Origin of the sequence: Burkholderia puraquae, assembly GCF_002099195.1 — a bacterium.
In the GTDB taxonomy this organism is placed as follows: Bacteria; Pseudomonadota; Gammaproteobacteria; order Burkholderiales; family Burkholderiaceae; genus Burkholderia; species Burkholderia puraquae.
Genome location: NZ_NBYX01000016.1, coordinates 84322 through 104281, shown reverse-complemented (window position 1 = coordinate 104281; position 19960 = coordinate 84322). Strand labels below are relative to the sequence as shown.

The following is a 19960-nucleotide window of genomic DNA, read 5'->3' as shown; positions in this document are numbered from 1 at the left end:
GTGATCAAAAAATTCATCCGCAAGCTGCTCGGCCAGGACGAAACCGAGCAAACTTCTCCCGCAGCGGCCCCGGCCGACGAAGCGGCCCCTGCTGCCCCGCGCGCGCCGAAGGGCGCCCGCGGCGGCGGCGCGAAAAAGCCGCGCAGCAACCATGAGCCGACCGTCGTGCCGGCCAGCGTGCACGGCATCAATCCGGCGCTGATCTCGAGGAACGCCGTGCGCGTGACCGACACGCTGCAGCAGGCGGGCTTTCGTGCGTTCATCGTCGGCGGCGCGGTACGCGACCTGCTGCTCGGCATCGCGCCGAAGGACTTCGACGTCGCGACCGACGCGACGCCTACTGAAGTCCAGCGCCTGTTCCGCCGCGCGCGCCTGATCGGCCGCCGCTTCCAGATCGTCCACGTGCAGTTCGGCCAGGAACTGATCGAGGTGTCGACGTTCCGCGCGCTGGTCGATGCGCCGCCCGAGGCGGCCGCGGCTGCAGCCGAGCCGCCGAAGCGCCTGAAGCGCGACGAACTCGATCGCCGCACGCACGCGGTCGACGCGAGCGGCCGCGTACTGCGCGACAACGTGTGGGGCGAGCAGCACGAAGACGCCGCGCGCCGCGACTTCACGATCAACGCGATGTACTACGACCCGTCGACGCAGACGGTGCTCGACTACCACGACGGGATGGCCGACGTGCGCGCCCGCCTGTTGCGGATGATCGGCGATCCGGCCACGCGCTTCCGCGAGGATCCGGTGCGGATGCTGCGCGTCGTGCGCTTTGCGGCAAAGCTCGGTTTCGAGATCGAGCCGCATACGCGCGAGCCGATCAACGCGCTCGCCGACCTGATCAACAACGTGCCGGCCGCGCGCCTGTTCGACGAAATGCTGAAGCTGCTGCTGTCGGGCCATGCGCTCGCGTGCCTGCAGCGGCTGCGCAAGGAGGGCCTGCACCACGGGCTGCTGCCGCTCCTCGACGTCGTGCTCGAACAGCCGCAAGGCGAGAAGTTCATCACGCTCGCGCTGAACAACACCGACGCGCGCGTGCGCGCCGGCAAGCCGGTATCGCCGGGCTTCCTGTTCGCGACGCTGCTGTGGCACGACATGCGCCAGCGCTTCGAGCAATACACGGCCGAAGGCGAAATCCCGGTGCCGGCGCTCCATCGCGCGATGGACGACGTGCTCGACATGCAGACCGAGAAACTCGCGATCCACAAGCGTTATTCGGCCGACATGCGCGAGATCTGGGGCCTGCAGCTGCGCCTCGAGAAACGCTCGGGCCGCAGCGCGATGCGGCTGCTGGAACACCAAAGGTTTAGAGCGGGGTATGATTTCCTCCTGTTACGCTGCGAATCCGGCGAGCTCGATGTGGAAGTCGGACAGTGGTGGACGGATTTCATCGAAGGCGACGCGGCCGCTCGCGAGGCATTGCTCACGCAGGGCGGCTCGAAGGAAAAATCGCCCCGCAAGCGGCGCCGCCGCGGCGGCGCGCGAAACCGCAACCAGGGCGAAGGTGCCGCCGAGCAGGTACCCGGCGCCGCGGACGGTTCCGACGACTGACGCGCTCGCCGGCGAACGACGTAGGAAGTGATGCCATGACGGTTGCATATATCGGACTGGGGGCGAATCTCGGCGATGCGCGCCAGACCCTGAAGGACGCGGTGGTGTGCCTCGCGCAGCAGCGCACCATCTCGATCCTCGGCAAATCGAGCCTGTATCGCACGGCGCCCTTCGAAGCGGGCGGCGACGACTACTACAACTGCGTCGTCAAGCTCGACACGACGCTGTCGGCCCGCGAGCTGCTCGCGCTTTGCCAGAAGATCGAACATCACTTCGGCCGCGAGCGCCCGTATCGCAACGCGCCGCGCACGCTCGACCTCGACATCCTGCTGTTCGGCGCCGACTCGATCGACGAGCCCGACCTGATCGTCCCGCACCCGCGCCTCACCGACCGTGCGTTCGCGCTCGTGCCGCTCGTCGAGATCGAGCCGGCACTCGACATCCCCGCGCGCGGCCGTGCCGACGCCTTCCTCGCCGCCGTCGCGGACCAGCGCGTCGAGAAGGTGCAGACCTGCCAGTGCCTGATGCAGAAGGCGCTCGCTGCCAGCGAAGACGCCGACAAGAACCGCTGCCGATGACCCCCACTCCCCTCACCGTCACCGCGCCCGACCTGCGCGCCCCGCATCGCTATCTCGTGATCGAAGGCCCGATCGGCGTCGGCAAGACGACGCTCGCGCGCCTGCTCGCCGAACGCTGGTCGATGCAGACGCTGCTCGAGCGCCCGCAGGACAACCCGTTCCTCGAACGCTTCTATCGCGACACCGCGCGCTACGCGCTGCCCGTGCAGCTGTCGTTCGCGCTGCAGCGCGCGCAACAGGCGCGCGAGCTGATCGGCGCGCTCGAAACGGGCCGCCCGGTCATCGCCGATTTCATGCCGCAGAAGAACGACATCTTCGCGCGGCTGAACCTGCCGGAAGACGAATGGCAGCTCTACCGCTCGGTCGCGACGCACGTGGATGTGCCGCAGGCGCCGTCGCCCGACCTCGTCGTCTACCTGCAGGCCAGCCCTGAAGTGCTGTTCTCGCGCATCCAGAAGCGCGGGTTGCCGATGGAGCTGCAGATCAGCGATGCGTACCTGCGCTCGCTCGTCGACGCGTACAACGAATTCTTCTACCACTACGACCGCACGCCGGTGCTGACGGTCGCCGCGGAACATCTGAACCCGCTGGATTCCCCCGAAGATCTCGCCCTGCTGGTCGAGCGCATCGAGACGATGCGCGGCCGCAAGGAATTCTTCGTCAAGGGCGAGACGACGCGCTGACGCGTCCTCGCCTGTCGTTCCTCACCCATTCGAACCGGATTTCCCATGACCTATCTCCAGGAATCGAGCCGGCCTGCCGTGACGGTCCCCAAGCTGCAGGCAATGCGCGACGCCGGCGAGAAGATCGCGATGCTCACCTGCTACGACGCGAGCTTCTCCGCGCTGCTCGACCGCGCGGGCACCGACGTGCTGCTGATCGGCGATTCGCTCGGCAACGTGCTGCAGGGCCATACGACCACGCTGCCCGTGTCGCTCGACGACATCGCGTATCACACGGCCTGCGTCGCACGCGCGCAGCCGCGCGCGCTCGTCGTCGCCGATTTGCCGTTCGGCACGTACGGCACGCCGGCCGAGGCGTTCGCGAACTCGGTCAAGCTGATGCGCGCGGGCGCGCAGATGGTCAAGCTCGAAGGCGGCGAATGGCTCGCCGACACGATCCGCTTCCTCGTCGAACGCGCGGTGCCGGTGTGCGCGCACATCGGCCTCACGCCGCAATCGGTGCACGCGTTCGGCGGCTTCAAGGTGCAGGGCAAGACCGAAGCCGGCGCCGCGCAGCTGCTGCGCGATGCGCGCGCGGTCGAGGACGCGGGCGCGCAGCTCGTCGTGCTCGAGGCCGTGCCGACGCTCGTCGCGTCGGAAGTCACGCACATGCTGAAGATTCCGACGATCGGCATCGGCGCCGGCGTCGACTGCTCGGGGCAGGTGCTCGTGCTGCACGACATGCTCGGCGTGTTCCCCGGCAAGCGGCCGCGTTTCGTGAAGGATTTCATGCAGGGCCAGCCGAACATTCAGGCGGCCGTCGAAGCCTACGTGAGCGCGGTGAAGGATCGGTCGTTTCCGGGCCCCGAGCACTCGTTTTGAAGCACGGCCGGCGATCGCTGCAGCCCACTCACTGACGTGACCGGCAATGCAGGAGGGCATTTCTCGTACTGCATTGCCGGTCAGCGTGAATTTTTCTAACTCGTCCTATTTCTACTCGCCTTCGTCGCGATGACCATCAAACCTTCGTCAATCGAAGGAGTGGTGAAAGATGGCTCATGTGTATGAAAAGGCGGCTGAACTCGTCGGGCAAAAACTCGCGGGCGACGGAGAGTGCGTCGCGCTGGTCAAAATCTATACTTCCGTCGGTCCCACCTCCATCTGGCGCCCGGAAAAAAAGCTGGCGGCGATCGAAGTATTCGCGCCGGAACCGTCATTGCAACTTTCAAGAACGATCGTTACCCGAGCCGATCGCATGGCAACCATGCGGCGTTCTATCTGGGTCAGGATGTGCGCGGTATCCACGTCGTCGAACAATGGCGCTCACTCAAGGCAATTCAGAGCAGATGCATCCCGTTCAAAGGCACGGATAAGCATGGACGTTACATCGATCCGAGCAATAACGCCGATGCATTTTCGGTCGTGAAATGACGATGCTCATTCGCCAAACGTCGTACATGCTGCTCGCCATCGTAGTGCTCGCGTGCGGTCCGCTCGTTGCACTGCCCGCGTCCGCTGCGACAGCGGACTGCCCCGCGCGCATTGCAGTTACCCAGCAGCTCGACGGTCAGCCGCCCGAGGAGTGGAAAAGCTTCGACACGCAAAGCACCTATCCGCTTGCCAGCGTCACCTTCTGGTCGGGTCCGCCTGACAGGATGATGTCATTGTTGCCGAACCGCTCGCGCTCGGAATCCAAGAGCGACGTTTATATCTGGTCGCTCGCCGAAAACCGTGAAGACTACTGGGTATCGTGTGACTACGGCAATACGAGCGTCGTGATCGCACGGCCACTGGGCAAACACGCACAGACTTGCGTTGCACGCTACAGACGCGGACACGCCATCGTACAAAGCTGGCAATGTACGCCGCGGAAATAATCTGCGTTCAAGCCGGTGCGCAACCGTGAAGCAACCGCGCTGCCATCGGCCCGCGCAATGCATTGCAGATCATCAACTCTTCCGCGTTCAGCACGTCGTCAAGCGTCAGCGCACGCTCTTTTGCGCCTACTGCCGGATCATCGAGCAGCACGCCGCGCATCACGCCCGGCAGCACGCCGGACGCCAGCGGCGGCGTCACCCACTGGCCATCGAGCTTCACGAACAGGTTCGAGCGCCCGCCCTCCGTCACCTCGCCGCGCTCGTTGACGAACAGCATGTCGAAACCACCGAGCGCCTCGGCCGCCTGCCACGCGCGGTCGTATTCGGCGCGGCGTGTGGTCTTGTGCTGCAGCAGCGCATCGCCCGCACGGGTCGGCGCGAAGCCGTGCGCGGACGCCAGCATCACGCCGACCGCCCCGGCCGGCAGCGGCTTGAGCGGCGCCGCGGTGATTTCGATCGCGCCGTCCTTCGCGAGCGCGAGTTTCATCCGGTACGCATCGTCGCCGTCGAGCGCTGCACAGCGCGCGTCGATCTCGCGCCGCAACGCATCGGCGTCGAAGCGGAAGCCGAACGCGTCCGCGCTGCGCTGCAGCCGCGCGAGATGGCGGTCGAGATGCCGAATGCCGTCCGCACGCGTGGCCGCGGTCGTTTCGAACAACTGGAAACCGGGATCGGCATCCGTCAGGAATCGCGCTTTCAATTCGCACTCCGCATATTCGTCGGCCGCGACGCTGTCGAGCACAATGCCCGCGCCGACACCCATCGTCCCATGGTGCCGCGTTGCCGAACCAGCCATGTCGATATCGGTATCGGCCCCGTCGAGCGTCAGCGTGCGGATCGCGACCGACAGGCAGAAGTCGCCGCAGCCGTCCGCATGATCGCCGGGCGCGTCGAGCCAGCCGATCGCGCCCGTATAAAGCCCGCGCGGCGTCGATTCGATCGCGTCGATCAACTGCATCGTCTTGTACTTCGGCGCGCCCGTGATCGATCCGCACGGAAACAGCGCACGCAGCATCTGCGCAAACGTCGTCCCGTCGCGCCAGCCGGCCTCGACCGTCGACGTCAACTGCCACACCGACGCATACGGCTCGACGGAGAACAGCGCCGGCACGCGAACCGTCCCGGTGCGCGCGATCCGCGACACATCGTTGCGCAGCAGATCGACGATCATCACGTTTTCCGCGCGGTTCTTCGGATCGTTCGCGAGAAACACAGCCGCCGCCGCATCGTCGCGCGCGTCGGCCGAGCGCGGTGCGGTGCCCTTCATCGGCCGCGCACGCAGCACGTCGCCGTGCTTCTCGACGAACAGCTCGGGCGAGCACGACACGACCCACGCGCCGCCGGGCAGCGCGATCAGCGCGCCGTACCGCACGGGCTGGCGCTCGCGCAGCCGCCGGTACAGCGCGAGCGGCGTGCCGAACACGTCGAAATTCAGCCGGTACGTGTAGTTGACCTGGTATGAATCGCCCGCGCGCAGTGCGTCGTGCACCGCGGCGATCGCCGCGTCGAACGCGTCGCGCGACACGCTCTTCGCGACATGCGCGACGCCCGCGATCGACGGCGTGCCGCCGCCATCCTGCTGCGCGAGCCATGCGTCGACTTCGCCGCGCGACAGGCGCTCGCAGCGCGCATACAGCAAAAAGCGCAGCGGGGCATGGCCCGGCTGCGCTCGTTGCAGATTGCGTCCGAATTCGTAATCGCCGACGACGACCGCATGCAGCCCGTCGCGCAGATCCTGCGCCACCGCCGCATCGACTTCGTCGAGCCGCGCCGGATCCGTGCACACGCGTTCACGCACGAATCCCGAATACAAACGACTCGACCGCGCGAGCGCGGTCGAGTCGCAATCGTCCAAGAGCGCGAAGGACACGCTCTCGTTGCCTTCAGTCATGCTGTTACTCGCGTTACTTACTCGAAGAAGCTCTTCACACGATCGAACCAGCTCTTGCTCTGCGGGCTGTGACGCGCGCCACCCTCGGCCAGCGACTTCTCGAACTGCTTGAGCAGGTCGCGCTGGTTGTCGGTCAGCTTCACGGGCGTCTCGACCTGCACGTGAACGTACAGATCGCCCGCGATGCTCGAGCGCAGCCCCTTGATGCCCTTGCCGCGCAGGCGGAACGTCTTGCCCGACTGCGTGCCTTCCGGCACCGGGAACGACGCACGGCCGGCCAGCGTCGGCACCTCGATCTCGCCGCCGAGCGCGGCGGTCGTGAACGGGATCGGCATCTGGCAGTGGAGATCGTCGCCGTCGCGTTCGAACACCGAGTGCGGCTTGATGTGGATCTCGACGTACAGGTCGCCCGGCGGCCCGCCGTTGATGCCCGGCTCGCCGTTGCCGGCCGAGCGGATCCGCATCCCGTCGTCGATCCCGGCCGGAATCTTCACTTCGAGCGTCTTGGTTTCCTTCACCTTGCCCGACCCGTGGCAATGCACGCACGGCTCCGGGATGTAGGTGCCCGTGCCGTGGCACTTCGGGCAGGTCTGCTGGATGCTGAAGAAGCCCTGCGACATGCGCACCGTGCCCTGGCCGTGACAGGTCGGGCAGGTTTCCGGCTTCGTGCCGGGCTTCGCACCCGACCCGTGGCAGACCTCGCACGATACCCAGCTCGGCACGCGGATCTGCGTGTCGTAGCCGTGTGCGGCCTGCTCGAGCGTGATTTCCATGCTGTAGCGCAGGTCGGCACCGCGATACACCTGCGGGCCACCGCGGCCGCCGCGCGCGGCGCCGCCTGCGGCCTGGCCGAAGATGTCGCCGAAGATGTCGCCGAACGCGTCCGCGAAGCCGCCGAAGCCCTGTCCGCCCGCACCGCCCATGTTCGGATCGACGCCCGCATGGCCGTACTGGTCGTACGCCGCACGCTTCTGGCCGTCCGACAGCATTTCATAGGCTTCCTTCACTTCCTTGAAATGCTCTTCCGCATCCTTGCTGTCCGGATTGCGGTCAGGGTGATACTTCATCGCAAGCTTGCGATACGCCTTCTTGATTTCGTCGTCGCTCGCGTTCTTCGCGACGCCCAGAACCTCGTAGTAATCCCGTTTCGCCATATCGATTCACTGTGCCGCCACGCATCGCGCACGCGGCGGCTCCTTTCGCCTGCAGTAAAGTCTCTCGACTCGTCTGGCGCTGCGCCCGTCCGCGGACGGCTCGCGCAGCACCCGCCAAAAAACAAATGTGCCCGGAGGGCCGCGAAGCCCGCCAGGCGTGGAGTCGATCCGGCCATCCGGAAGGAAAGACAGACCGCTTGTCAGCCCGCCCGTCAGCCGCGCCGCGCGCGTGTTGCGCGCGCGGCGTGCGGCGCCGGGGCAACCCGGCTTAGTCCTTCTTCACTTCCTTGAACTCGGCGTCGACGACATCGTCGGCAGCCTGCTGCGCGCCGCCCGCGTGGGCCGCGCCTTCCGCTGCCCCCGCTGCGCCGGCCGCACCCGCTTGCTGGGCCTGCATGTCGGCGTACATCTTTTCGCCGAGCTTCTGCGAAACCTTGCCGAGTTCCTCGACCTTCGCGTCGATCGCAGCCTTGTCGGCCGACGAGTCCTTCAGCACGTCCTCGAGCGACTTCAGCGACGCTTCGATCGCTTCCTTCTCACCCGCGTCCAGCTTGTCGCCGTACTCGGTCAGCGCCTTCTTCGTGCTGTGGACCAGCGCGTCGCCCTGGTTGCGCGAATCGGCCAGCTCGCGCAGCTTGTGGTCTTCCGCTGCGTTCGCTTCCGCGTCCTTGATCATCTGGTCGATTTCAGCTTCGGACAGACCCGAGTTCGCCTTGATCGTGATCTTGTTTTCCTTGCCGGTCGCCTTGTCCTTCGCGCCGACGTGCAGGATGCCGTTCGCGTCGATGTCGAAGGTCACTTCGATCTGCGGCACGCCACGCGGTGCGGGCGGGATGCCTTCGAGGTTGAATTCGCCGAGCAGCTTGTTGCCGGCTGCCATTTCGCGTTCGCCCTGGAACACCTTGATCGTCACGGCGCCCTGGTTGTCGTCGGCCGTCGAGTACACCTGAGCGTGCTTCGTCGGGATCGTCGTGTTCTTGCTGATCATCTTCGTCATCACGCCGCCGAGCGTCTCGATGCCGAGCGACAGCGGGGTCACGTCGAGCAGCAGCACGTCCTTGCGGTCGCCCGACAGGACCTGGCCCTGGATCGCCGCGCCGACTGCGACGGCTTCGTCCGGGTTCACGTCACGGCGCGGATCCTTGCCGAAGAATTCCTTCACCTTCTCCAGCACCTTCGGCATGCGCGTCTGGCCGCCGACCAGGATCACGTCGTCGATGTCCGACACCTTGACGCCTGCGTCCTTGATCGCGATGCGGCACGGTTCGATCGTGCGCTCGACGAGGTCTTCCACCAGCGCTTCCAGCTTCGCGCGGGTGATCTTCAGGTTCAAGTGCTTCGGGCCCGACGCGTCCGCCGTGATGTACGGCAGGTTGATTTCGGTCTGCTGGCTCGACGACAGCTCGATCTTCGCCTTTTCAGCGGCTTCCTTCAGGCGCTGCAGCGCGAGCACGTCCTTCGACAGGTCGACGCCCTGCTCCTTCTTGAACTCGCCGATGATGTAATCGATGATGCGCTGGTCGAAGTCCTCGCCGCCGAGGAACGTGTCGCCGTTGGTCGACAGCACTTCGAACTGCATTTCGCCGTCGACGTCCGCGATTTCGATGATCGACACGTCGAACGTACCGCCGCCGAGGTCATACACGGCGATCTTGCGGTCGCCCTTCTCGGCCTTGTCGAGGCCGAATGCGAGCGCAGCTGCCGTCGGCTCGTTGATGATCCGCTTGACTTCGAGGCCCGCGATGCGGCCGGCGTCCTTGGTGGCCTGGCGCTGGCTGTCGTTGAAGTACGCAGGCACCGTGATCACGGCTTCCGTAACCGGCTCGCCGAGGTAGTCTTCGGCCGTCTTCTTCATCTTGCGCAGCACTTCCGCCGAAACCTGCGGCGGCGCGAGCTTTTCGCCGTGTGCCTCGACCCATGCATCGCCGTTGTCGGCCTTGATGATGGTGTACGGCATCAGGCCGATGTCCTTCTGGACTTCCTTCTCTTCGAAGCGGCGGCCGATCAGGCGCTTCACTGCGAACAGCGTGTTCTTCGGGTTGGTCACCGACTGACGCTTGGCCGGCGCGCCGACGAGCACTTCGTTGTCGTCCATGTAGGCGATGATCGACGGCGTGGTGCGCGTGCCTTCCGAGTTCTCGATGACCTTGACCTGGTTGCCTTCCATGATGGCAACGCACGAGTTCGTGGTGCCGAGGTCAATACCGATGATCTTTCCCATTTTTCCTAATCTCCAGAAATGCTTGTTTGCTGCGCAAAACCCCGCGTTTTGGGGCGGTTTCGCGCGCCAGAATTCAACTCTGTTCCCGAAATGCGTCCGTCCGGTCCGTTTTCAAGACCCGACGAGCGATGCGGATATTAAATTTTTTCAATCGCCGCCGGCTAGCGGATCGCCTCCAAGCGAATCGCTGCCCGCCGCGGCGATTTTCGCGCGCGCCGCCGACACCGCTGCCTGGAACTGCGCAAGGCCATGCCAGCCCGTCGCGCGGCCGAGCCGCTTGCCGCGGTGGAAGAAGAACCACGTCGGCACGCCGTGCAACCCGAAGCGGCGCCCCAGCAGGTGGTGTTCGTACACGTTGCAATGGAACCACTTCAGGCCCAGCGCGCGGATCGCGTCGGGCTGGGCGAGCATCGCCTTCTTCGCGATCTCGCAGTTGAAGCAGTCGACGCCCCAGAAGAACACCACCGCGAGCGCATCGCCCGCGCCGTCGATCGCCGCGTCGAACGTGCCGGCGTCCAGCGCCTGCATGTCGAACGCGTCAAATGCGGCCGGATCGACGCCGGCGGGCAACATCGCGGCCTTACTTCGGCTGGGCGACGGTGACGAGCGCCGGACGCAGCACGCGGTCGGCGATCGTGTAGCCCTTTTGCAGCACCGTGACGACGGTGTTCGGTTCCTGCTCGGCCGGCACCATCGAAATCGCCTGGTGCTGGTGCGGATCGAACTTCTCGCCGACCGGGTTGATCGCGACGACACGGCCCTTCTCGAGCGCGCTCGTCAGCTGGCGCAGCGTCAGTTCGACGCCTTCGCGCACCTTCGCGATGTCGCCGGACGTATCGTTGACGGCCGCTTCCAGGCTGTCCAGCACCGGCAGCAGGTGCTCCGCGAAGCTCTCGATCGCGAACTTGTGCGCCTTCGAGACGTCGTCCTGCGCGCGGCGGCGAACGTTCTCGGTCTCGGCCTTCGCCCGCAGGAAGCTCTCCTGCAGCTCGGCGACCTTGGCTTGAGCCTCCGCGAGCGCCGCGTCGGCTGCTTCGGCAGCGGGAGCAGCGCCTTGCGCCGCCTGCTTCTCGCTGCCGATATCTTCGGCCGATTGGGTAGCCGGGTTCTCTTGCGTATTTTCCATGTCGCTGAAAGTCGATTAGAGGTTGAAGCCAAATCGGCAACCGCCGAACCGTATACCCGGCGGCACCGCACATTGCTGGTGCAAATAAGGGTGAAAACTGCGATTTCAAGAGGGTGATTCGCCGGCATTCTCCAATGCCGCGAAACAACCGCGCGTCACGCCGGGGCATCGCCCGCATAGTCCGCCAGATCGGGCGAAACGGGCTGTAACAACGCTTACCTGGCAAGTACTAGCTTGGCACAGGCCCGCTGCACTACACTCCACTCAAGCGTCGGAAAAGCGTGTTTACCCCTAGCTGACCGCCGCCTGACAATCACCTGGCGCCGTTTTTACCCTTCTCCTCGAGGGGAGTACCGTGAAACTGACCTTTGCGATATCGGTGGTCGCGCTGGTACTCATTGCCGGCACCACCACCATCTGCCTGTCGGGAGCCGTCACCGACCGCACGACCGAATACGGGAGCGCGCGGGCGACGTTCGACCAGATGTTCAGCTCCCACCAGAAAATCTGTCGATGATGCGCCGGTCGCGCTTCGTCGGCCGGCCGTGCAATTCGGCCGCCGGCTCGCGATACGTGCGGCGCCGCTCGAGTTCGGCGAGCCGCGCGGCCCGCCCCGCTTCCGTTTCCGCGTAAAGCGTCTGCGCAACGCTGGCCGGCCCGCGCACGTCGCACACGCCAAGCACGGCAATGTGCCAGACGATGCCGTCGATCGCAATCTCGACCTCGTCGCCCACGCGCACGTCCTTCGCCGGCTTGACCGCCGCGCCGCCGATCTTCACGTGCCCCTTGTCGACCGCATCGGTCGCGAGCGAGCGCGTCTTGAAGAACCGGGCTGCCCACAGCCATTTGTCGATGCGCAGCTTCGCGCCCGGTTCAGTCGAAATCTTGTAATTCATGTCAGCCTCCGCCGGGCCGCCCCCACGGGGGGCGCCGTGCATGGGACCGGAGTAAGCGCTGAAGCGCCGGCTCCGGTCGACAGCGAACGAAGGGAGCGTGGAGGTCGTTTCATCTCAATTCACCGTTTCGGGCTGCGCGGCCCTGACGGGCCAGCCCTGCAGATTCTCGGCGACGATCTCGCCGAGCGCGCCGATCCACGCGGGCGCGGCGTTCAGGCACGGAATGCGGTGGAACGCCTTGCCGCCGCCGGCGAGAAACTCGTCGCGCACTTCCATGCCGATCTCCTCGATCGTCTCCAGGCAGTCGGCCGTGAAACCGGGACAGAACACGTCGGCCCGCCGTACGCCGGCCTCGCCGAACTCGCGCAGCGTCGGCGCGGTGTAGGGCTGCAGCCATTCGGCCTTGCCGAAGCGCGACTGGAACGTGACGCGGCACTCGGTCGTCGACAGCCCGAGCGCGGCCATCAGCAGCGCGCCCGTCTGCTGGCACTGGTCGTGATAGGGATCGCCGAGGTCGAGCGTGCGCTTCGGCACGCCGTGAAAGCTCAGCACGAGCTTGTCGCCGGCCGCGAAGTCGGGCCGGCCGTGCTGCGCCCAATACTGGCGCACCTGCTCGGCCAGCGCGTGGATATAGGCCGGATGGTCGGCGTAATGCCGCACCGTGCGCACCTCCGGCTGGTTGCGCATGCGTGCGAGCGCACCGAATGCGGCGTCGAATGCGGTGGCCGTGGTCGACGCCGAGTATTGCGGATACATCGGCATCAGCAGCACGCGCTCGACGCCCGCGCGCTTGAACTGCGCCAGCGCATGCGAAATGCTCGGGCTACCGTAGCGCATCGCAAAGTCGACCTGCACTTGATAGCCGTTGGACGCGAGCAGGTGCCGCACGCCGTCGGTCTGGCGCTCGGTGTGCACGCGCAGCGGCGAGCCCTCGGGCATCCAGACGGCCGCGTACTTCTTCGCGGACGCGCGGCCCCGCAACGGCAGGATCAGCGTGCGCAGCAGCACCTGCCAGACAGCCTGCGGAATCTCGACGACTCGCGGATCCGACAGGAATTCGGCCAGGTAGCGCCGCACCGCGCGCGGCGTCGGGGCGTCGGGCGTGCCGAGATTGATCAGCAGCACGCCGATGCGATGGGCGGCCGCGATGCTCGAAGGCGGCTCAAGATCGAAACGCATGGGCAAGAACGTGCTCGAGGCACGGAACCGGACGGCTCTCAATTATAGCGGGCCGCTCCGCGCCGGTCGGCCGGCCGTTCGGCCGACTGTCGGCTCGCGCGGTGCCGCGGCATGATGACGGGGCGGGATCGGGCTGGCGATTGCAGGCTACTGCTGGCTCAGCGTGAGCGACAGCAGGCGCGCGGTGATGTCGACGATCGGTATCACGCGGTTGTACGCCATGCGGGTCGGGCCGATCACGCCGAGCGTGCCGACGATCTGCCCGTTCACCTCGTAAGGCGCGGTAACGACGCTCATTTCCTCGATCGGCACGAGCGTCGATTCGCCACCAATGAAGATCTGCACGCCCTGGGCGTGGCTCGACACGTCGAGCAGTTGCAGGAGGCCCGTCTTTTGGTCGAATACGTCGAACAGCTTGCGCAGCCGTGCCATGTCGGAGGAAAGATCCGCCACCTCGAGCAGGTTGCGCTCGCCGGAAATCAGCACGGTGTCCTCGGTGTCGGGCACCTCGGTGCTGGCCGTCACCGCCAGATGCATCAGCGCGGTCATGTCGCCGCGCAACTGGTCGATCTCGTCGCGCAGGCGGCGGCGCACCTCGTCGAACGACAGTCCGGCGAAATGCGCGTTGATGTAGTTGGACGCCTCGGTCAGTTGCGACGGCGAGTAATCGCGCGGCGTCGCGAGCATCCGGTTCTGCACGTCGCCCTCGGGCGTGACGATGATCAGCAGGATGCGCTTGTCCGACAGGCGCATGAACTCGATCTGCTTGAACACGTGGCTGCGGCGCGGCGTCAGCACGACGCCCGCGAACTGCGACAGGTTCGACAGCACGCTCGCGGCGGCCGCCACGACCCGCTGCTGCGGCTCGCCGGCCTGCAGCGTGTTCTGCACCTGCCGCGCGACGGCTTCGGCGTCGATCGGCACCTCGACCGTCAGCATCGTGTCGACGAACAGCCGGTAGCCGCGCGGCGTCGGCACGCGGCCGGCCGACGTGTGCGGGCTCGACACGAGGCCGAGCTCCTCCAGGTCGGACATCACGTTGCGGATCGTCGCCGGGCTCAGCTCGAGCCCGGAGTAACGGGACAACGTGCGCGATCCGACTGGCTGACCGTCGACGATATACCGTTCGATCAGGGTTTTCAGGAGGGTTCGTGCGCGAGGATCTAGCATGGTGGAAAATTTTAGCGCAACCGCGCGACTGCGGCGAGTGGCACGGCCACCGATGCGTGGGCCGGCCCGATCCGGCCCCGCCTGCGCACAGCCGGTTCTTTTCGTCTACGAGCTATGGTGTAATGCCGGCATGAAAACCGGTAATCAGTTCAACACTGTCGCGCTCGTCGGCCGGAGCAACACGCCCAACATCGCCGAGCCGCTCGCCACGCTGGCCGCCTGCGTCGCCAAGCGGGGCTTCGAGGTCGTCTTCGAAGCCGAGACCGCGCGCGAGATCGGCATCGCCGGCTACCCGGCGCTGACCCCGGCCGAAATCGGGGCGCGCGCCGACGTGGCGGTCGTGCTGGGCGGCGACGGGACGATGCTCGGCATCGGCCGGCAGCTCGCGCCGTACAAGACACCGCTGATCGGGATCAACCACGGGCGGCTCGGCTTCATCACCGATATCGCGGCGGCCGACATGCAGGCGCTCGTCCCGGTGATCCTGTCGGGCAAGTTCGAGCGCGAGGAGCGCGCGCTGCTCGAGGCCCGGATCATGCGCGACGGCGAACCGATCTACCACGCGATCGCCTTCAACGACGTCGTCGTGAACCGCAGCGGCTTCTCCGGGATGGTCGAGCTGCGTGCGTCGGTCGACGGCCGATACATGTACAACCAGCGTTCGGACGGCCTGATCGTCGCCACGCCGACCGGCTCGACCGCTTACGCGCTGTCGTCGGCCGGCCCGATCCTCCATCCGCAGCTGGCGGGCATCGTGCTCGTGCCGATCGCGCCGCACGCGCTGTCGAACCGGCCGATCGTGCTGCCCGACGATTCGAAAATCGCGATCCAGATCGTCGGCGGGCGCGACGTCAACGTGAATTTCGACATGCAGTCGTTCACCGCGCTCGAACTGAACGACACGATCGAGGTGCGCCGCTCGAAGCACACGGTGCCGTTCCTGCACCCGATCGGCTACAGCTACTACGCGACGCTGCGCAAGAAGCTGCACTGGAACGAACACGCCTCGAACGAAGACGACAAGGCGTCCTGACGCCGCTCCGCCCGACACCATGCTCCGCCACCTCTCGATCCGCGACTTCGTCATCGTCGCCGCGCTCGATCTCGAATTCGACAGCGGCTTTTCCGTCTTTTCCGGCGAGACCGGCGCCGGGAAATCGATCCTGATCGACGCCCTCGCCCTCGCGCTCGGCGAACGTGCCGACTCGAGCGTCGTGCGCACCGGCTGCGGCCGCGCCGACATCACTGCCGAATTCACGCCGCACGACCGCGTCGCGCGCTGGCTCGACGAACACGCGTTCGACACCGAGGACACCGTGATGCTGCGCCGCGTAATCGATGCCAACGGCCGGTCGCGCGCGTTCATCAACGGCACCAGCGCGACGCTCGCGCAACTGCGCGAACTCGGCGAAATGCTCGTCGACATCCACGGTCAGCATGCGCACCAGCTGCTGATGCGGCCCGACGCGCAGCGTGAGCTGTTCGATACGCACGCGGGGCTCGTCGCCGATGCGGCGAACGTCGCGCGCGCGTGGCGCGTGTGGCGCGACGCGACGCAGGCGATCGACGCAGCGAAGGCGCACGAGCGCGAGCTGCAGCTCGAACGCGAAAAGCTCGCCTGGCAGCTCGCCGAGCTCGACAAGCTCGCGCCGCAAGCCGGCGAATGGGACGAAGTCAGCAACGAACACAAGCGCCTGTCGCATTCGGCCAACTTGATCGAAGGCGTGCGCGGCGCGCTCAATGCGCTGTCCGAGTCCGACGACGCGATGCTCGCGCAGCTCGGCGCGATCGTGTCGAAGCTGCGCAGCCTCGCCGACTACGACACCGCGCTCGGCGACGCGCTCGCGTCGCTCGAACCGGCCGAGATCCAGTTGCAGGAAGCCGTCTATTCGCTGTCGCACTATGCGCAGCGCGTCGATCTCGACCCCGAACGGCTCGCGCAGGTCGAAACGCGCCTCGATGCACTGCACTCGACCGCCCGCAAGTTCCGGCTGCCGCCCGACACGCTGCACGAAGAACACGCGGCACGCCGCGCGCAGCTCGCCGCACTCGATGCAGCCGCCGATCTCGGTGCGCTCGAGGCGGTGCAGGCCAAGGCGCGAGAAGCGTATCTCGCCGACGCCAGACATCTGTCCAAGGCGCGCGCGCAGGCGGCCAAGGCGCTCGGCACGGCCGTCACGACCGGCATGCAGGAACTGTCGATGGCGGGCGGAAGCTTCGAAGTCGCGCTCGTGCCGCTCGCCGACGGCGGCCCGCACGGGCTCGAGCAGGTCGAATTCCGGGTCGCCGGGCACCCCGGCGTGCCGCTGCGGCCGCTCGCGAAGGTTGCGTCGGGCGGCGAGCTCGCGCGGATCAGCCTCGCGCTCGCGGTGATCGCAAGCGCGGCAAGCCCCACACCGACGCTGATCTTCGACGAAGTCGATACGGGGATCGGCGGCGGTGTCGCCGAAGTGGTCGGCCGCCTGCTGCACCAGCTCGGGCGCGATCGCCAGGTGCTGTGCGTGACGCACCTGCCGCAGGTTGCGGCGCGCGGCGACCATCACTTCCAGGTCGCAAAAGGTGCCGACGAACGCGGCGGCACGGTGTCGACGGTCGTCGCGCTTGACCGCGCCAACCGGATCGAGGAAGTCGCGCGGATGCTCGGCGGGCTCGAGATCACGGCCACGACGCGCAAGCACGCGAAGGAAATGCTGGCGGCCTGACGCACGCACCCCGTTGGCCGAATGCAAAAAGACCGGCGCATGCGCCGGTCTTTTTTTGGCAGGCAGCCGCCCGATCGGCCCCACCCGCTCCACCGATTCGAACGCCCGGCTCAAACGCCCGTTTCAACTGCGCCGAACACGCGCATCCACAGCGCCGTCACGGCCGCCCGCTCGTCGGCCACCACGGCCGGATCGACCCGCGCCTTCTCCATCCCGTCGAGCCGCAGCTTGTGCTGCAGCTTCCGGTACTTGCGGTACGCCGCGCCGACGCGCTCGGCCTCGTCCTCGCCCATCAGCCCGAAGCGCGCGACTTCGCGCAGCAGCGCGATATTGCCCGTGTTGCGGATCAGCTCGGCGTCGCTCGACGCGTGCAGCAGCACCCAGTACTGGACGATGAACTCGATGTCGACCATCCCGCCGCGATCGTGCTTCAGGTCGAACAGCTCGGTCTGGTTCGGGTGCCCGGCAAACACCTTGCCGCGCATGTCGACGATCTCCTTCGCGAGCACGCCGCCGTCGCGCGGCGTCGTCAGCACCTGCTGGCGGATCGCCTCGAAGTCTGCGCCGATCTGCGCGTCGCCCGCGCTGTAGCGGGCACGCGTCAACGCCTGGTGCTCCCAGACCCACGCGGTATTCGCGGCGTCGCCCTCGCGCAGCTGGTAGCGGCGGAACGCGTCGAGATCGGTGACGAGCAGCCCAGCCTCGCCGTTCGGCCGCAGCCGCAGGTCGATGTCGAACAGCGCGCCCGCCCCGGTCGCCGTGGTGAGCCACGTGATGAGCCGCCGCGTGAAGGTCGTGTAGACGTCCGCCGAGCGCTCGTCGGCGTCGTCGTACAGGAAGATGAGATCGAGATCCGATGCGTAGCCGAGCTCCTTGCCGCCCAGCTTGCCGTACGCGATCACCGCGAACTTCGGCACGTCGCGGTGGCGCTTCGCGAGCTGCGACCAGACGACTTCGATCGTCACGTCGAGCACCGCGTCGGCCAGCTCGGACAGCCGGTCGCTCACGTGCTCGACCGACAGTTGCCCGGCCAGATCGATCAGCAGGATCCGGAACACCTCCGCGTGCTGCGCGTGCCGCAGCAGGTCCATCTGCTGCTCGGGGCCGTCGGCCGCGGCGAGGCGCGCGCGCAGTGCATCCTTGAATGCGGGCCAGTCGAACGGGCTCGCGATCACCTCGTCGTCGAGCAGTTCGTCGAGCAGTTGCGGGTGGCGGATCAGGTAGCCGCCGCCCCAGCGCGTCGCACCGAGCACCGACAGCACGCGGTCGAGCGCAGCCGGATATTCGGTCAGCAGCGCGAGATAGACGCCGCGCCGGCTGACCGTCTCGAGCAGGTCGAACAGGCGCACGATCGTATCGTCGCGGCGCGCGGCGTCGATGTTCGGCGCGGCCTCGAGCGCCCGCTGCGCGACGCTGTCGAAGCGCTGCCGGCTTTTTTCCGGCAGGCCTGTATAGCGCGTCGACTGCCAGATCGCGCGCAGCCGCACGAGCACGGAGGCCGGATCGGCAAAGCCGAGGCCGTCGAGGCGCGCGACCAGTGCGTCGTCCTCGCCGTCGTCGGCCAGTGCACCGCTCCAGATCCACGCGGCCGCCGTATCGTCGCCTGCCGCGCACGGGCCGCCGCTCACTTTGTCCGCGAAGATCTGGCGGAATTGCGCTTCGACGAACGTGCGGTGGCCGTCCAGCACCGTCATCAGCGCCGCATAGTCGGCAAAGCCGAGCGACAAGGCCAGCGCCGCGCGCTCGTCCGGCTCGACCGGCATCGCGTGCGTCTGCGCGTCGTTGCGGTACTGCAGCCGGTGCTCGAGCGTGCGCAGGAAGTTGTAGGCATCGGCCAGGCGCGCGCGCACGTCCTCGCCGATCAGTCCGCGCGCCTGTGCATGGCGCAGCACCGCGAGCGTCGGCCGCACGCGGAATTCCGCATCCTGGCCGCCGCGGATCAGCTGGAACACCTGCGCGCTGAACTCGATCTCGCGGATCCCGCCGCGCCCGAGCTTGATGTCGTCGGCCTTGTCGGGCCGCATCGACGCGCGGCGCGCGGCTTCCTGCCGGATCTGCTGGTGCAGCGAGCGGATCGCGCCGATCACGCCGAAATCGAGATAGCGGCGGTAGACGAACGGCTTGACGATGGATTCGAGCTGCGACTCCAGCCGCCGGGCCGCGTCGCTGTCGCCTTCCGACACGAGCCGCCCCTTGATCCATGCATAGCGCTCCCATTCGCGCCCCTGCACGTAGAAATATTCCTCGAGCATCCCGAGGCTGCAGACGAGCGGCCCCGAATCGCCGTTCGGGCGCAGCCGCATGTCGACGCGAAACACGTAGCCGTCTGCCGTGACCTCGGACAGCACGCCGATCAGGCGCCGGCCGAGCCGCGTGAAGTATTCCTGCGTGGACAGCGGCGAACGCACGCCGCCGGTCGTCTCGCCGTCGTCCTCGTAGACGAAGATCAGGTCGATGTCCGACGACACGTTCAGCTCGCGGCCGCCGAGCTTGCCCATCCCGACCACGCCGAGCACGACGCGCTGGCCGTCGGCGCCGCGCGGCTCGCCGTACTGCGCCTCGAGCTCGGCCGACAGCAGCGCGAGCGAGCGCTGCACGGCCACTTCCGCGAGATCGGTCATCGCGCCCGTCACCTCGGCGACGTCCGCCAGCCCGCGCAGGTCGCGTTCCGCGACCGCGCCGAATGCCTCGGCCCGCAGTTGCCGCAGTGCGCACTTCAGTTGCTCCTCGGTCGGCGCGGCGGTGCCGGCCGGCGTCGCGAGCAGTTCGGTGAGGCGCGCGTCGAGCTGCGCGCGGCCGAGCGGCGCGGCGGCCCATGCGGCAACCTGGTCGGCGAGCGCGGGGCGCGCAGCCGCCGCGCGAGCCAGGTAACGGGAATAGGACGTGCAGATCAGGGCGGAAGCGTCGGTCATCGAGAAGCGGGCCTGGCGGAAAGGCCGGCCGGCACGGGAAACGCATG

General features: G+C 67.0%; 18 protein-coding genes. 9 read left to right on the top strand and 9 right to left on the bottom strand.

Going from position 1 to position 19960, the window contains the following annotated elements:
- From pcnB to B7G54_RS26640, 6 genes are all read left to right on the top strand, one after another.
- The gene (gene pcnB / locus B7G54_RS26665) at positions 1–1545 is read left to right on the top strand and encodes a polynucleotide adenylyltransferase PcnB (RefSeq protein ID WP_085041793.1); all 1545 of its coding nucleotides are present in this window, start codon (positions 1–3) and stop codon (positions 1543–1545) included.
- Positions 1546–1580: 35 nt separating this feature from the next.
- A complete protein-coding gene (gene folK, locus B7G54_RS26660) occupies positions 1581–2123 on the top strand; it encodes a 2-amino-4-hydroxy-6-hydroxymethyldihydropteridine diphosphokinase (protein ID WP_043189526.1) in 543 nt (180 codons plus the stop codon).
- Positions 2120–2806, top strand: coding sequence for a deoxynucleoside kinase (locus B7G54_RS26655; RefSeq protein WP_085041792.1), 687 nt, complete (start codon positions 2120–2122; stop codon positions 2804–2806). Before folK ends, B7G54_RS26655 begins: the two co-directional genes overlap by 4 nt.
- A gap of 45 nt (positions 2807–2851) precedes the next feature.
- Complete coding sequence (gene panB, locus B7G54_RS26650; RefSeq protein WP_085041791.1) at positions 2852–3667, top strand: 3-methyl-2-oxobutanoate hydroxymethyltransferase; 816 nt, start codon at positions 2852–2854, stop codon at positions 3665–3667.
- A gap of 231 nt (positions 3668–3898) precedes the next feature.
- Positions 3899–4216: a BPSL0067 family protein gene (locus B7G54_RS26645; protein WP_244289437.1), complete on the top strand. Its 318-nt coding sequence runs from the start codon at positions 3899–3901 to the stop codon at positions 4214–4216.
- Positions 4213–4662, top strand: coding sequence for an STY0301 family protein (locus B7G54_RS26640; RefSeq protein WP_133059224.1), 450 nt, complete (start codon positions 4213–4215; stop codon positions 4660–4662). The genes B7G54_RS26645 and B7G54_RS26640 overlap by 4 nt, the downstream gene beginning before the upstream one ends.
- Before the next feature lie 7 nt (positions 4663–4669).
- Here B7G54_RS26640 and pabB read toward each other — a convergent pair whose 3' ends face one another.
- The 5 genes from pabB to grpE form a co-directional block, all read right to left on the bottom strand.
- A complete protein-coding gene (gene pabB / locus B7G54_RS26635; protein WP_085041789.1) occupies positions 4670–6553 on the bottom strand; it encodes an aminodeoxychorismate synthase component I in 1884 nt (627 codons plus the stop codon).
- Between the two features lie 17 nt (positions 6554–6570).
- Entirely contained in the window at positions 6571–7707 is a 1137-nt protein-coding gene (dnaJ, locus tag B7G54_RS26630; protein WP_085041788.1) for a molecular chaperone DnaJ, read from the bottom strand.
- Between the two features lie 268 nt (positions 7708–7975).
- Positions 7976–9928: a molecular chaperone DnaK gene (dnaK, locus tag B7G54_RS26620; RefSeq protein ID WP_085041786.1), complete on the bottom strand. Its 1953-nt coding sequence runs from the start codon at positions 9926–9928 to the stop codon at positions 7976–7978.
- Between the two features lie 147 nt (positions 9929–10075).
- On the bottom strand, positions 10076–10501 hold the full coding sequence (locus B7G54_RS26615; protein ID WP_085041785.1) for a thioredoxin family protein: 426 nt from the start codon (positions 10499–10501) through the stop codon (positions 10076–10078).
- Positions 10502–10508: 7 nt separating this feature from the next.
- Complete coding sequence (grpE, locus tag B7G54_RS26610) at positions 10509–11054, bottom strand: nucleotide exchange factor GrpE (RefSeq protein WP_085041784.1); 546 nt, start codon at positions 11052–11054, stop codon at positions 10509–10511.
- 355 nt (positions 11055–11409) lie between these two features.
- Between grpE and B7G54_RS39185 the strand changes: the two genes are divergently transcribed.
- Positions 11410–11571: a hypothetical protein gene (locus B7G54_RS39185; RefSeq protein ID WP_006476841.1), complete on the top strand. Its 162-nt coding sequence runs from the start codon at positions 11410–11412 to the stop codon at positions 11569–11571.
- Here the strand turns inward: B7G54_RS39185 and B7G54_RS26600 are convergent.
- The 3 genes from B7G54_RS26600 to hrcA form a co-directional block, all read right to left on the bottom strand.
- Complete coding sequence (locus B7G54_RS26600; RefSeq protein WP_043189537.1) at positions 11543–11950, bottom strand: RNA-binding S4 domain-containing protein; 408 nt, start codon at positions 11948–11950, stop codon at positions 11543–11545. The two genes, B7G54_RS39185 and B7G54_RS26600, sit on opposite strands and share 29 nt — an antisense overlap.
- Positions 11951–12064: 114 nt before the next feature.
- Positions 12065–13129, bottom strand: coding sequence for a ferrochelatase (hemH, locus tag B7G54_RS26595; protein ID WP_085041783.1), 1065 nt, complete (start codon positions 13127–13129; stop codon positions 12065–12067).
- 147 nt (positions 13130–13276) lie between these two features.
- A complete protein-coding gene (gene hrcA / locus B7G54_RS26590; RefSeq protein ID WP_085041782.1) occupies positions 13277–14299 on the bottom strand; it encodes a heat-inducible transcriptional repressor HrcA in 1023 nt (340 codons plus the stop codon).
- A gap of 130 nt (positions 14300–14429) precedes the next feature.
- Here hrcA and B7G54_RS26585 point away from each other — a divergent pair, with 130 nt between their 5' ends.
- Both B7G54_RS26585 and recN read left to right on the top strand, forming a co-directional pair.
- On the top strand, positions 14430–15332 hold the full coding sequence (locus tag B7G54_RS26585) for an NAD kinase (RefSeq protein ID WP_085041781.1): 903 nt from the start codon (positions 14430–14432) through the stop codon (positions 15330–15332).
- A gap of 19 nt (positions 15333–15351) precedes the next feature.
- On the top strand, positions 15352–17001 hold the full coding sequence (gene recN, locus B7G54_RS26580; protein ID WP_085041780.1) for a DNA repair protein RecN: 1650 nt from the start codon (positions 15352–15354) through the stop codon (positions 16999–17001).
- A 110-nt stretch (positions 17002–17111) separates the two neighbouring features.
- Here recN and glnE read toward each other — a convergent pair whose 3' ends face one another.
- Positions 17112–19913 carry a bifunctional [glutamate--ammonia ligase]-adenylyl-L-tyrosine phosphorylase/[glutamate--ammonia-ligase] adenylyltransferase gene (glnE, locus tag B7G54_RS26575; protein ID WP_085041779.1) on the bottom strand — a complete coding sequence of 934 codons (2802 nt, stop codon included), beginning with the start codon at positions 19911–19913 and terminating at the stop codon, positions 17112–17114.
- Between the last annotated feature and the right edge of the window lie 47 nt (positions 19914–19960).